Below are 13,622 nucleotides of genomic sequence, written 5' to 3' on the forward strand. Positions count from 1 at the left end.
CGTGGCCGCCGTGGTGACGAGCGTGTGCTCTGGTCCGCTCGATCTGGTCTGCCAGGTCACGGACGCCGTGCAGAGCGCGGCGTCCGACTACGTGGTGGGTGGTCTCGGTTCTGCCTTCGTCGGCGGTTCGGCCCAGGCGGGCCAGCTTGCGCTGACCGCGCTGGACACGACCACGGCGATCGATCTCGGTGCGAGCTGGTTCCGGGCCAACGTCGCGGTGATCGCCTCGATCGCGCTACCTGCGGTCGTCGGCCTGTTCGTCATCCAGGTACTCACGTCGGTGCTGCGCCGCGAGCCGGGCGGCCTCGCGCGGGGTGTCGTCGGGGTGGGCAAGGCTCTACTGGGCGCAGCGCTGGCGTTGGCCGTGACGCAAGTCGCGCTCACCTTGGTTGATGCCCTCTGCCAGTACATCGCCGGCTCGGCCGGCTACACGGTCGGTTCGGCGGCGGCGCGGTTCTTCCGGTTCAGCTTCCTGACCGGGCTGTCGCCAGCGTTGCAGCTGCTGCTCGGGCTGCTGCTGATGGTCGGGTTCGTGCTGCTGTGGGGTGTGCTGCTGTTCCGCAAGGCGGCACTGATCTTGGTGGCGGTGTTCGCGCCGATCGCGTTCGCGGGGTCGGCGTGGGACCAGACGCGGGTGTGGACCCGCCGGTGGTTGGAGATCGTCGCCGCGCTGGTGTTCTGCAAGGTCGTCATCGTCGTCACTTTCGTCGTGGGCGCCTCAGCGTTCTCGGGCACCGGTCCGGCCGTCGGCAGCGTGCCGGCCGGCGGTGACAGCACGGGCCTGTCGGACCTGCTCGTCGGGGTGCTGCTGCTGGCGATCGCCATCTGGGCGCCGTGGTTGACGTGGCGGTTCGTGCACTGGTCGGGGATGGAGGCCGCGACCGTGATGCACGCCAACGTGGCCGCCAACCCGATCAGCAAGGTCGGGCAGTCCGCGGTGACCACCACCAAGTTCGCGGCTCAGCACGTGGCGTTGACCGCGGTCACCGGCGGTGCAGGCGCGGGCGCAGCCCCGGCTCGAGGCGCCGCGGCAGCGGCAGGCGCAGCGAGCGCCGTCCGTCCGCCCGGGCAGCCCCCTGCGGCGCCGCGACCCTTGAGTGGCGGTGAGGGTCGATGAGCGCGCAGCAATCTGGGTCGGCGACGGTGTTTGGTCGGCTCGAGCGCCGCGGCGTCCTGCTCGGCTTGTCGGCTGCCCAGCTGGTTGTCGTCGGTGTCGCGGCGACAGTCGCGGTGACGGCGGTCTACTCCGCCGGTAGCGGGGGACTGCTCGTGTCGGCCCCGTTGTGGGTGGTGCTGCTCGTCGTGGGCACCGTCACCGTCGGTGGCCGTCCACTGGTCGGTTGGCTCCCTCTGGTAGCTGTGTGGCGGGGCCGTCAGCTGCTCGGGGCGACCAGCGTTGCGCGGAGCACCAGCACCCGAGTTGAGCCCCAGCCCCGCACGATCGCGCTGCCCGGCGGGGCCGGACACCTCGAACTTGTCGAGGAGCCGGCCCTCGGCGGCGTCCTAGTTGTCGACCGAAGGGCCGGCACGGCCACCGCGCTTCTGGCGGTGAACGCGTCGGGGTTCTTGCTGGGCGACAGTTCGGTGCAGGAGCACAAGGTCGGCGCGTGGGGACGGGTCCTGGCCGGCGTCTGCCAGCAGTCGACGATCGTCCGGATTCAGATCCTGGTTCGGACCGTGCCGGGTGGTCTGACCCCGGCGCGGCAGTGGTGGCGCGAGCACCGCGGCGCGAGCAGGAGCCCGATCGCGGATGCCGTCTCCGCGATGTTGGACGACAAATTCGTGTCCGCGCATCGGCGCGAGACGTTGCTCGCGGTGGCTGCGCGTCTTCCCCGCGGCTACCGGGGCGGGCACCGCGAACGTCTGCAACCTGTCGTCGCGCAGTTCGACGCCGTGGCCTCGTCCCTGCGGGCTGCCGACCTGAACCCGTCGGGCTGGCTGGACACCGCTCGGTTGGCCGAGGTGCTCACCAGTGCCTACGACCCGGCCGCAGCCGCGCGGCGCGAGGGCCTTCCCGCCCGGTCGATGCCGCCAGCCGACGGCGTCCACGAACGTTGGGCGTCCATCGTCGTCGGGACGGAGTTCCACGCGACCTACTGGGTGAGCGAGTGGCCCCGCACAGCGACGCACCCGGGGTTCCTGCAGCCCTTGCTGCTCGGGGACATCGGCGCCCGGGTCCTGAGCGTGATCGCGGAACCGCTGCCGACCGTGCGTGCCTTGCGGGAGATCCGCAGGGCGAAGGTCGAGCACGCCGCAGATGCCGCGCAGCGGGAGCGGATCGGGCAGATCGAGGACGAGGCGACCCGCGCTGAGGTCGCCGACCTGCAACGCCGTGAGGCCGAGCTCGTCGCCGGACACGGTGACCTTCGCTTCACGGGCCTGGTGACGGTCTCCGCGGGGAGCGAGGTGCAGCTGGAGGACCGGTGCGTGGCGCTGGAGACCGCCGCAGCGCAGGCCATGTGCGAGGTGCGGCGTCTGGTCGGCCAGCAAGGTGTCGCGTTCCTGGCCGGTGCTCTTCCGCTGGCGCGAGGTGTGCTGTGAGCGCCCGGTTCCGTACCCGGACCGGTCACTACTGGGCCGGGCCGGCGCTGCGGCTGCCCGCGCACCGCGCGTCCTCGGCGGTCCTGGCGGGGGCGTACCCGTTCCTGGCGCCAGCCACCGTGGATCAGGGCGTGCCGGTGGGGGTGGATTTGTTCAGCGGGGGCGCGTTCTGCTTCGACCCTTGGACCCAGTACGCGGACGGGACCCTCACCAACCCCAACGTGCTGCTTGCCGGGGTGATCGGGCAGGGCAAGTCCGCGCTGGCCAAGTCGCTGGCTCTCCGTTCGATCGCCGCCGGCTGGACCGTCTATGTGCCAGGGGATCCGAAGGGGGAGTGGGCTGTGGTTGCCGACGCGGCCGGCGGCACGGTCCTTCGCCTCGGACCCGGGTCGCCCACCCGGCTGAACCCACTGGACGTCGTGGGGGAGGACCGGCAGACGCTGCGGTCGCAGCTGCTGGCCGGTGTGGCCTCGGCGACCTTGCGCCGGGACCTGACCGCTGCCGAGCACAGCGCCCTGGACGCCGCCCTCGCTCACCTCTTGGGTCGAGGCACGATCACAGTCCGAGAGGTCATCGACGCCCTGGTGACCCCGGATACCCGCCTGGCGCGAGCAGACGGGCTGCGGGTGCAGGACCGGGCGGCCGACGGCCGCGATCTGGTGCACGGCCTGCGTCGCCTGGTCTCCGGGGATCTGGCCGGCCTGTTCGACGCCCCGACCACCGACGCCCTCGATCCGAGGGCGCCGATGGTGGTGCTCGACCTGTCGGCGTCGGGGTCCGACGACGACGCCCTGGCGATCGCCTCCACGTGCGCTGCCGCCTGGGTCGAGGGTGCCTTGGCCTCGTCGTCGAACCCGAGGTGGGTGATCTACGACGAGGCGTGGCGGCTGCTGCGCCATCCCGGGCTGATCCGGCGCATGCAGGCCCAGTGGAAGCTGTCCCGGGCGTACGGGATCGCCAACCTCCTCGTGCTGCATCGCCTGTCCGACCTGGACGCGGTCGGCCACCGCGGGTCCGAGACCCGCGCGCTGGCCGACGGGCTGCTGGCCGACTGCTCCACCCGCGTCATCTACCGGCAGGAGGCCGACCAGCTGGCGGCCGCGACGGCGTCCCTCGGGCTGACAGAGCCGGAGCGGGACCTGCTGCCGCTGCTGTCCCGCGGCACCGGGCTGTGGAAGCTCCCCGGGCGCAGCCACGTCGTACAGCACGTCCTACTGCCCATCGAGGAGCCACTGGTCGACACCGATGCCGCCATGCGCGCCGGGGGGTGGTCGTGATGCTGCGGTCCGACGTCGAGCAGCTGGCCGAGCGGTCGTTGCTGCGTGCGCTGATGGACGACCCCACACCGGTCGGGGAGGTGCGGGGCTGGTTGCGGCCGGGGGACTTCGCGGACACGTGGCACCGTGCCCTTTACACCGGCGTCATCGAACGGCATGTCGCAGGGGAACCCGTTCACCCGCAGGCGATGGCCGACGCGCTCACCGACCGGCTCGGCGCACGGCTGGCGGACTGGCCGCGGTTCGCGGCGCTGATCACCGCCACCCCCTACACGCCGAACACCCTGGCGTACGCGCGGATGGTGCTCGACACCGGGCTCCGCCGCGAGCTCGTCGGATTGGGGGTGCTGCTGCGGGCCGGCGCGGTGCAGTCCGCGGTCGACCGCACCAGCGTCCCGCTGACCACGACGTGCAACCTCGTCGACGTCGGCCTGGACGCCGCTGCCAGCCGCTGGGCCGCAGCCACCGGCGCCCCGCAGCATGAGGAGAACGTTGTGCCCTTGGCGTTGCGGGCCGCGTTCGGCAACGGCGAGGCGCAGGAGGGCGCAGCCCGGTACCTGGAGGCCCACGCGGGGCGTGACGTGGAGGCCGAGCGGAACCACGTCGCCGAGCTCGTCGGCGCCCTGATCGCCCACCCCGAGGCGGTCGGCGAGGTCGCCTCGTGGTTGCCGATCGCCGCGATCGGCGATCCCGGGTGGCGGTTGATCTACGGCACGACGCTCGAGCTGACCGAGCTGGGCGAACCCGTCGACCTGGTCACCGTCGCGTGGACGGCCCGCCAGCACGCCCAGCACGGCCCCGCGCTGCCCTCCCTGGACGAGCTCGGCCAGGCCGTCGAGTCCGGCTGGTACGCCTTCCCGACGGTCACGGCCCGCACGGTCGCCACCGACCAGGCCCGCCGGCTGGCGGACACGGGCGCCCGCCAGCTGCAGCAGGCCGCTGCCAACCCCGGCGTCCTCATCGGCGACCTGGTCGACACCGGGCACACGATCACCCACGCCCTGCGCCGCACCGCCGCCGTCCTCCCCGTCGACCACGACACGACCGCCCGGGTCATCTCGCTGCCCGGCATCACCCGCGCCCAGGAGCTGGCCCGATGAACGGCCGACCGCCGGTCAACCGGCAGCACGCTGCGGCCGGGAGCGCCGACCTGACAGGTTGGGCGCTGGCCGCCCTCGGTGGCCTGCTCGCCCTCGCCGGGCTCGTCTGGGCCGGCGCATTGGTCGCCTGCATCCTGACCGGCCGCCCAGTGCCCGACGGGGGACTGCTGCCCGCGCTGGCGTCGCTTGCGAACGTCGGTGACCCAGCCGCGGCCTGGCCGAACCGGAGCCAGCTGCCCGGACCGATCACCTACTGGTCCGGCACAGCCATCGTCCTCGCCCTCGTTGCAGTCCTCGCCCTCGCCGGTCGCAGGCTCTACCGGCAACTGTCCGGTGCAGGCTCGGAGGCGAACCGGCTGAGGTACCTGCCGGGCACCGCCCACCCCGCCGAGGTGCACCGGGCCGCCGACGCCCGTGCCCTGCTGGCACGTGCCGCCGTCGTGCGACCCTCGCTCGACAAGCGGGCCGAACCGCAGCAGATCGGCTACCGGCTCGGGTCGCTGCGGGGCCGGGACCTGTGGTGCACGGTCGAGGACTCGGTGCTGCTGGTCGGCCCGCCCCGCATGGGCAAAGGCCTGCACCTGGTCATCCCCTGGGTGCTGGACGCTCCTGGCCCGGTCGTGACGACCTCCACCCGACCCGACACCCTCGCCGTCACCGTGCGCGCCCGGCGGCGCCAGTCCCGACCGGTCGCGATCTTCGACCCCCAATGCCTCGCCGGCATGGCCGGGGGACTGGCTTGGTCGCCGATCCGCGGGTGCGAGGCGCCGCACACCGCGATGGTCCGCGCCCGCGGCCTGGCCGCCGGCGCCGGCCTGGGCAAGTCCGTCACCGACGCGGACTTCTGGGCCGGGCAGACCGAAACCGCCCTGCGCTGCCTGCTGCACGCCGCCGCCCTGGACGGGCGACGCACCATCGACCTGTACCGGTGGTCCCTGAACCCCGCGCTGGCCGAAGACGCCATCACCATCCTGAACCGGTCCTCCCCGGCCGAAGGCTGGGCGGACGCCCTCGACACGGTGGTTCATTCCGATCCGCGCACCCGCGACTCCATCTGGCTCGCCGTCCGTCAGGCGCTGGGCGCGATGGCCGACCCCGACGTCCTCGCAGCCCTCGACCCCAAACCCGGCACCGAGTTCGACCCCGCCACGTTCCTGCGGGAGTCCGGCACCCTCTACCTGCTCGCCTCGTCGGTCGCCGCCGCCTCCTGCGCCCCGCTGATCGCGGCGTTCGTCGAGGACATCACCGAGACCGCCCGCACCCTGGCCGCCCGCGCACCCGGCGCCCGACTGGATCCGCCCCTGCTGCTCGCGCTGGACGAGATTGCCAACCTCACACCCCTACCGTCCCTGCCGTCGCTGATGTCCGAAGGGGGCGGGTCCGGGATCACCACGCTGGCCGTGCTGCAGTCCCTCGCCCAAGCCCGCAACCGTTGGGGCGAGCACGCCGCCGACACCATCTGGGACGCCGCCACCGTGAAGGTCGTCCTCGGCGGGTTGGGCAAGTACCGGGACCTGGACGAGGTCGCCCAGCTGCTCGGCCACATCGACGAGCTCGTCGAGACCCGCACCGCCGGGCGTGGCGGCGACCGCTCCTCGTCCACTTCCGTGCGGTCCGTGCCGGTCATGCCCCCCGCGGTGCTGCGCACCCTCCCGTTCGGCACCGGGGTGCTCCTGCTGCGGCAGACCAAACCCACCGTCATCGACCTGCACCCATGGACCGCCCGCCGCGACGCCACCCAGTTGGCAGCCGACCGGTCCGTCGTCGAGCACGCCACCGCGACCGGAACGCAGATGCCCGCATGATCGGCAAGCTCATGACTGGCGCCCTGCTCGTTCTCACCGTGCCGGCCCTGGCCACCGTGACCGCGCTGTCCGTCGGCTCCAGCACACAGCGCTGCATCACCTCAAGCAGCGCGGCCCCCGTACCGGAGGCGACGTTCACTGCTGAGGCACTGCTGCCGGACTCTGGGCCCACCCCCGCGCCCGGGCCGACGAGTGGCGGATGTGCGCCGGGCCTGGGCGCGGGCGCCACCGGGGCGGCCATCCCCGCGGGCACGTCGTCAGATGTGGCAGCCGCGGTCAGCACCGGGCTGGCGTACGTCGGGGTGACCAGCGGCTGGTACCAACGCTGCGACCAGCTCGCCTGCCGCGCCTACGGCTACGCCAACTCCGAGTACGTCTCCGCGCACACCCACTGGCTGGCGATGCTCGCCACCGGCCACGCCCACCCCGGCGACCCCTGCCCTCCGCTGGGATCGTTCGTCTTCTTCAACACCGGCCGCCCCGACGGGCACGTCTCCCTCGTCGTCCAAGCCGACCCCTCAGGCTGCGACCCAAACGTCATCCAGGTCACCGCCAACGAGATCTACGACCACGCCACCGGCAACCACGGCGGCGTCTACCAGCTGTCCCTCGGCCGGCTGGAAGGCATGTACCTGGGCGGGCACGGGTACCTCGGCTGGTCCGACCCCGTCTGCGCCGGCGCCCTGCTGCCCGCCGGCGCCCGACCCGTCGCGGCCGGGAGCTGACATGCGCCCCACCGGCGGCCCCTCCACGGAGGAGAAGCTCACGGCCCTGCACGCTCAGCTGGTCGATGCCGTCGCGGAGCTGGTCCACTCCGACAAGTGGGCGCAGATGCTCACCGTCGCGGCACGGCTCACCGAGTACTCACCCTCGAACGTCCTGCTGATCGCAGCCCAACGCCCAGACGCCACCCGCGTCGCCGGCATACGCACCTGGAACGGCCTGAACCGGCACGTCCTCAAGGGCGAACACGGCATCGCGATCCTTGCCCCCTGCGTGTCCCGAAGCCGCGAGGAAGTCCCGCAAGAGGCCGACCGTCTGGAGGCCAATCCGCGAAGGGCGTCGGACAACGAGGAGCCCATGCCACGACGAGAGCTGCAGGGGTTCCGGGTCGTGCACGTCTTCGACGTCACCCAGACAGAAGGCGCCCCGCTGCCGGACGTCCAGCCGCAACTACTCGCAGGGCAGGCGCCTCGCGAGGCCTGGGACGGGCTCGTGACCCTCACGACGAGAGCCGGCTACCGGCTCGAACGCCGCCCCTGCCCAGCAGGCGTCAACGGCTGGACCGCACACGAGGACAGGCTCGTCGTCGTCGCCGACGACCTCGAGCCAGCGCAGGCCACCAAGACGCTCGCCCACGAGCTCGGACACATCCGCGCCAACCACGCCGGACGATTCCCCGAATACGCCATCGACCGCACGTGCCGCGGCGCCGCCGAGGTCGAAGCCGAGTCGATCGCGTACATCGTCACGCGCCACCTCGGCATGAATCCCACCGAGTACTCGGTCCCGTACATCGCCGGCTGGGCCGACGACCTCGACGTCCTCCGCCACCACATGAGCAGCGTCGTCACCGTCGCCCAAGGACTCCTCGGGGAGCTCGAACGGGTCGAGGATGTCGCTGCTCCCCGAGGTTCAGGTCCCGATCGAACCGCTCCCGACAAAGGCCCAGTGCTCGCGGCGCAATTGCGCCCGGGCCTCTCCGCGGTGCACACCCAAGTGTGACTGCGTTCCCGCCAGAACTTGTGGGGGTTCGGTCACGTTGCCTCTCGGGCGCGTCTCGGGCGCGTCTCGGGCGCGTCTCGGGCGCGTCTCGGGCGTCGCCGAAGGTCCGTCGCCGCTCCTCGGCGCGGCACAGGCTCCAGCTACCGTCTATCGTCCGATCGGGCCCCACGCGCGCGAGGAGATTGGTGCGTATGTGCGACCCGTCACTCCAGGGTCTGTGCGGCACGGGATCGCCAGTAGTCCGCAGCTGCGGCGCCCGCCAAGAGGGCGTCCATCTCGGCGCGATCTCGACTGAGAATCGTCGCGACGTCCTCGCCCGTGACAAAGGACTCCAGTCCGACCTCAAGCGCGTGCCGGCTCAAATAGCTGGCGAAGTCGCCGACCGACTCCACGGCAGGCATACCCGCCGGATTGCCATGCACCAACGCATTGCGTACGCGTGCTCGCCGAAGGTTCAGCACCTCGGCGCAGCGTTGATACCCATGCATGAGACGCCGGTACTCAACCGGGTCGCTGACGGACCGAAGCAGGCTCTCCACCCAGCCACGCTCGGACTCCACACGGCAGACCGCCAGGAGGTCGTGTTCGTGTTCGGCCACGAAGACGAGCCAAGGGCGGGCGTCGCTGGTCTGGTGGAGAGCACCCCTTAGCCGGTTGACTTCTTCGTATCTTGGGCCTGCTCCCAGCAGGCAGATGCTTACGGCGAGCCGAACGTCCGACCTCCATCGGCTTTGAGGCCATAGATCCGCCAGGTCTGTAAATAACTGTGCGGACGAGATTCCGGCGTGGGCGGCGACGTGTTGCACCACTCGGTCCTCGAGCGGGATGACACTGCGAACATCGGCGTCCGACGGGCGGCGAAGGGCCATCTCGCGGCTGTGGGGCCTGTCTGCCGCGGCCTGAACCTCGACGGCCGCCGCGAGGAAACGGGGGAGGGGGGCCGCAGCGAGCGCCGCCCCGAGCCGGGGGGCCACCTCTTCGATCGCGGCGGCCGTCATATTGGCGCCGTAGTAATCGTTGGCGAAGGACGTCTCAGGCGTCCGGGCCATGCTCCCCCCCAGCACTCCGTTGCGTACTATCGCCCACTCGGTGAGAAGGGGCCGAATGCCTGCCGACCGATGCACGCTCAGGCTCAACAGGGCGTCGACGATGGCCTCGGCTCGTCGGGCGGAACCTGCAACCCTAGTGACGCCAAGATCTACGCGGGCGAGGACATCAACGTCAGACTTCTCGTCGACGCGTTCCGCGACTCGGAAGAGCGACCATCGGGTGATGTCTGCGAGTTCTTGCTTACCAACGAAGTCCTGGCGATCGGCCGTGGCGTTCGGCACATACCAATGGGCGTCCATGAAGATCACGTTTCCCGCAACCACGTGCTCGACCCGCCCGCCGACGTAGCCCAGCCACACCACGACGTGCTCGTTGGCTGGTACCTCCATGACAAGTGCCCGAGCGCTCTCGAGTCGACCCGTCAGAAGTGTGAGCTCGGGGGTGGCACGGGAGGGCCGCACAACGTCGTCGGCTGCCAAGGTGTGCGCGAGGCGATTGAACGTCTGGCCAGGCTCGTGTCCGCGCAGGCGCAACTGTTCGAACAACAGATCCGCGATGTGGCGATGTCGCCGGTCGCTGAACCTTGGCTCGTGAGCAACATCGACAAGGTCTTCCCAGCACGCGGCGACGGCCCGATCACTAGCAAGTGCGTCTTGGAGTTCGTAGGCGGCTCTTGTCGCTGCCGTCCATGCTGGATCGGTCCGCTGGCCCGGCAGCTGGTGGAGGACCTTTCCGCCGCTGGCGGTGAGTCCGCCACGGCCGAGTGTCTGCAAGGACTCCTCGAAGGTTCGGAGCTCGGGCGCCAGCGTCCGAAGTAGGCGCTGCCCTAGCCCTGAGACGGACTCCTCGAGATCTCTGGCCAGGGAGCTGCGGTTCCGACCGTTATCCCAGGCGTCCTTGCCAGCGGCGAGTTCTAGCCAGTCGACGATCTCCTCTATAACGACAACCAGTGGAAGAGTTGTCGTGGAGCCATGGCGGCGATCGAGCGAGCAAACGAGGGACTTGATCCACGTTGGCTCGTCGTCCGGCCAATCGTCGCGGACGTTGTAGTCGATCATCATCGCGCAGCTCCAGGAACTCGACCCAGATGGGGAGACGGGGGCGGTGCCCTCACCTCGTTCGTGTCGCGGTCACGTCGCAGTGCGGCCTTCACATGCCTTCTCGGTCTGCGACAGCGGGTGGCCAGGATTGCCGAAGTGGAGTGTCCGGGCGTCGGCGCACCTCCGCACGCGAACGTGTCTCACGGAGCACGGATCACGGCCGCTGGCGAGCGCCGGTTTCGTCACGGCCCTGGACTGAGACCGCCCGTTCACGGTACCGGTCGGCTGCGGAACGCCACAAAGCGACGTAGGTAGTCCTGACCTGCGAGGCGACCATGACCACCAGGATCCCGACTACGACGACAGTCACGGAACCGGCGCCGGGCACACGATGCGCGGAGAAGGATCCCACCGCGTCACTGACACCCACGCCCACGAATGAACCGGCCACCAAGATCGCGACGTCGGTAGCGAGGACTCCGGCCTGCGATCGTTCGCGAAGCTTGTTTGCATAGATTGGAAGTAGGTGGTCGGCCACGTCGAAGCCGGATGCCCACGGGTCTGGGCACCGTGTGCCCCGTACCCGAGCATGCACCGGTGCGGCCGTGAGGGCCGCTACCTCCTCGGGACGGAGGAAGTCCAAGTCGCGGGGGTCCGACGTGGGGACCCGGCCTCGCCGATCCTCCACGACCCGCCGCACGTCCCGCGCCTGTTGCACCGCGTTTCTCATTGCACGCGAAGCCGTCGCAACTACGGCGACAGCTACGGCGACCGAAACCCACAGCATCGCCTGCTCACCACCGATCAAGGTCGGCTGAGTACGGTCGCGTGCTGGGCTTGACGGTGTCGGCAAGGAGCGCAACCCCAAGCCCAACAACTCCGACGAGAACCGCAAGCCCCAGCCACAGGGGATGCCATCGCGAGCCGAACAGTGCCGCATCCAGACAGGCGACAAGAACGCAGACGGCCGTCGCTAGCACCCAACGGGTGGCACGCACCCTCGCCTTGATCCCGCGCCGGGCCTCGGGGGCCAGCAGGTACACCGGAACCGATCGCAAGGTTCCAGGCACCGAGACGGTTGGGTGTGCATCAGGAACAGGAAGGGCCCTAACCGTTCGCCACGTTCGCTGCAACAAGGTCAGAAATCTCACCCCTGCATGATGTCGAAGGGCACCGACATGCGCGCTCATCCGCGCGGGATGCGGTGGCATCGGGGGCCCGCGTGGAGCCTGACCCGCTTCTCCGGACACCTGGTCTGAGGTGATGATCGCCTCGGAGAGGAGTCCTGGATGCCTGCCGCCAAGCCGCCGGAGTTCCGGCGTCGAGCAGTAGACCTGGCCCGCAGCGGCCAGCAGCCGGTCGCCAAGGTTGCGTCCGATCTGGGGATCAGCGAGTCGTGCCTGCGCCGCTGGATGGCCCAGGACGACGTCGACGCCGGCCGCCGCGAGGGGATCAGCACCGAGGAGCGTCGCGAGCTGGTCGAGCTGCGTCGACGTAATCGGGTGCTGGAGATGGAGGTGGAGATCCTCAAGCGCGCCAGCGCCTACTTCGCCCGGGAGAACGTCCTCCCGAAATGAGTGCCCGGCTGGTCCAGGAGCTGGCCGGCGACGGGGTGCCCGTCGCGGTGACCTGCCGGGTGCTCGGTATCTCCCGCTCCGGGCTCTACGAGGCCATCGTGCGCGCGCCCAGCGCCCGCGCGGTCGCCGACCAGACGCTGACCGCGACGATCACCGCGATCCACCACGGCTCACGGGCGACCTACGGCGCCCCGCGGGTCCATGCCGAGCTGCGGCTGGGCCTGGGGGTCGCCTGCGGACGCAAGCGCGTGGCCAGGCTGATGCGGGCGGCGGGCTTGGTCGGGGTCTGCCACCGACGCAAACGGCGCGGCCAGCGGCCCTTGCCGGCCCCGCACGACGATCTCGTCCAGAGGCGGTTCAGCGCCGACGGGCCGGACCGGCTGTGGTGCACCGACATCACCGAACACCCCACGAGCACCGGGAAGGTCTACTGCGCCGCGGTGCTGGACGTGTTCACCCGCAAGATCGTCGGCTGGTCGATCGCCGACCACATGCGCTCCGAACTGGTCGTCGACGCCCTGCAGATGGCGATCTGGCACCGCCAACCCGCCCCGGGCGCGATCGTGCACGCCGACCGCGGCAGCCAGTACACGTCCTGGATCTTCGGGCACCGGCTGCGCACCGCCGGCCTGCTCGGGTCCATGGGCCGGGTCGCCTCCAGCGTGGACAACACGATGATGGAGAGCTTCTGGTCGAGCATGCAGCGCGAGCTGCTCGACCGCCGGTCGTGGTCGTCTCGCGAGGAACTCGCCTCGGCGATCTTCGAGTGGATCGAAGGCTTCTACAACCCCGTCCGACGCCACTCCGGCCTCGGCTACCGGTCCCCGAACGACTTCGAGGACCTCCACACCGCCGCCACCGCGGCAGCATGATCAACCAACCGCACCTGTCCGGGAAACCGGGTCAGGCTCCCGTTGACGTGAGGGCACGTTGTGAGAGCAGCGCGGGTCGACGTCAAGTCGGTCACACAGATCTCGTAAACCGTGTCTCGGCTAGGAGAGACGGCATTGGGCGAACCGTCGTTGCCGCCGCACTCGATGGCGACCGGGGCGACTTTGCCTTGCGCCGCCATGGCGCGGCGATGGCCCAAGTCGCCGGAGCCTCCGGCGGCGCTAGTGCGGTAGAACGTGTGGGCGCGTCACTCTCGGTGGCTGCCGGGCCTGCACCCGAGCCGCGCGACCCAGTCGCCGATTCGAGCCCGTGCGATGGCGAACCGTTCGTGCCACAGCAGCGGTGCGTCGTGCGGTGCTGTGGTCGCGAAGGAGCCCTTCCAGGACAGGTGCAGGGCGGAGAGCTCTTCGATGAGCTCGGGGTGTTGGCGCCAGCATTCGGGGAGGGTGCGGTGGTCGAGTTGGTAGCGGTCGGCGAGCCAGAGCACCCATAGGTCGAGGCTTTCGAGGAAGAGGTGTTCGTCGTCAGGTGTCTGGGCGGACCAGGCGAATACAACGGGTGGTTGTCGTGGCTGCGTCAGTCGGGGCGGCGGGTAGAAGCCGTCGGGCTGGGTCAT

General features: G+C 70.5%; 11 protein-coding genes. 9 read left to right on the forward strand and 2 right to left on the reverse strand.

The annotated features are described in order from the left end of the window. The first annotated feature begins 1 nt into the window (after nucleotide 1). The 7 genes from QMF98_RS07870 to QMF98_RS07900 are packed head-to-tail and all read left to right on the forward strand — an operon-like array spanning nucleotide 2 to nucleotide 8,448. The gene (locus QMF98_RS07870; protein WP_337975423.1) at nucleotides 2-1,117 is read left to right on the forward strand and encodes a type IV secretion system protein; all 1,116 of its coding nucleotides are present in this window, start codon (nucleotides 2-4) and stop codon (nucleotides 1,115-1,117) included. Beyond that, nucleotides 1,114-2,541: an SCO6880 family protein gene (locus QMF98_RS07875; RefSeq protein WP_337975424.1), complete on the forward strand. Its 1,428-nt coding sequence runs from the start codon at nucleotides 1,114-1,116 to the stop codon at nucleotides 2,539-2,541. Before QMF98_RS07870 ends, QMF98_RS07875 begins: the two co-directional genes overlap by 4 nt. Beyond that, complete coding sequence (locus QMF98_RS07880) at nucleotides 2,538-3,818, forward strand: putative type IV secretion/conjugal transfer ATPase (protein ID WP_337975425.1); 1,281 nt, start codon at nucleotides 2,538-2,540, stop codon at nucleotides 3,816-3,818. The genes QMF98_RS07875 and QMF98_RS07880 overlap by 4 nt, the downstream gene beginning before the upstream one ends. After that, the gene (locus QMF98_RS07885; RefSeq protein WP_337975426.1) at nucleotides 3,818-4,918 is read left to right on the forward strand and encodes a DnaB-like helicase N-terminal domain-containing protein; all 1,101 of its coding nucleotides are present in this window, start codon (nucleotides 3,818-3,820) and stop codon (nucleotides 4,916-4,918) included. The genes QMF98_RS07880 and QMF98_RS07885 overlap by 1 nt, the downstream gene beginning before the upstream one ends. Then, on the forward strand, nucleotides 4,915-6,723 hold the full coding sequence (locus tag QMF98_RS07890) for a type IV secretory system conjugative DNA transfer family protein (protein WP_337975427.1): 1,809 nt from the start codon (nucleotides 4,915-4,917) through the stop codon (nucleotides 6,721-6,723). Before QMF98_RS07885 ends, QMF98_RS07890 begins: the two co-directional genes overlap by 4 nt. Further along, nucleotides 6,720-7,448 carry a hypothetical protein gene (locus tag QMF98_RS07895; RefSeq protein ID WP_337975428.1) on the forward strand — a complete coding sequence of 243 codons (729 nt, stop codon included), beginning with the start codon at nucleotides 6,720-6,722 and terminating at the stop codon, nucleotides 7,446-7,448. The genes QMF98_RS07890 and QMF98_RS07895 overlap by 4 nt, the downstream gene beginning before the upstream one ends. Nucleotide 7,449: 1 nt before the next feature. Beyond that, entirely contained in the window at nucleotides 7,450-8,448 is a 999-nt protein-coding gene (locus QMF98_RS07900; protein WP_337975429.1) for an ArdC-like ssDNA-binding domain-containing protein, read from the forward strand. Between the two features lie 203 nt (nucleotides 8,449-8,651). Here QMF98_RS07900 and QMF98_RS07905 read toward each other — a convergent pair whose 3' ends face one another. Beyond that, nucleotides 8,652-10,559 carry a hypothetical protein gene (locus QMF98_RS07905; protein WP_337975430.1) on the reverse strand — a complete coding sequence of 636 codons (1,908 nt, stop codon included), beginning with the start codon at nucleotides 10,557-10,559 and terminating at the stop codon, nucleotides 8,652-8,654. Nucleotides 10,560-11,827: 1,268 nt separating this feature from the next. On the opposite strand from QMF98_RS07905, the gene QMF98_RS07910 reads away from it, so the two are divergent. Further along, complete coding sequence (locus QMF98_RS07910) at nucleotides 11,828-12,115, forward strand: transposase (protein WP_337975431.1); 288 nt, start codon at nucleotides 11,828-11,830, stop codon at nucleotides 12,113-12,115. Further along, nucleotides 12,112-12,987, forward strand: a complete 876-nt coding sequence (locus tag QMF98_RS07915; RefSeq protein WP_337975432.1) for an IS3 family transposase — start codon at nucleotides 12,112-12,114, stop codon at nucleotides 12,985-12,987. Before QMF98_RS07910 ends, QMF98_RS07915 begins: the two co-directional genes overlap by 4 nt. Nucleotides 12,988-13,253: 266 nt before the next feature. Here QMF98_RS07915 and QMF98_RS07920 read toward each other — a convergent pair whose 3' ends face one another. Then, entirely contained in the window at nucleotides 13,254-13,622 is a 369-nt protein-coding gene (locus QMF98_RS07920) for a hypothetical protein (protein ID WP_337975433.1), read from the reverse strand.

The sequence above is a fragment of the Cellulomonas sp. NTE-D12 genome, from assembly GCF_027923705.1.
GTDB lineage: Bacteria > Actinomycetota > Actinomycetes > Actinomycetales > Cellulomonadaceae > Cellulomonas.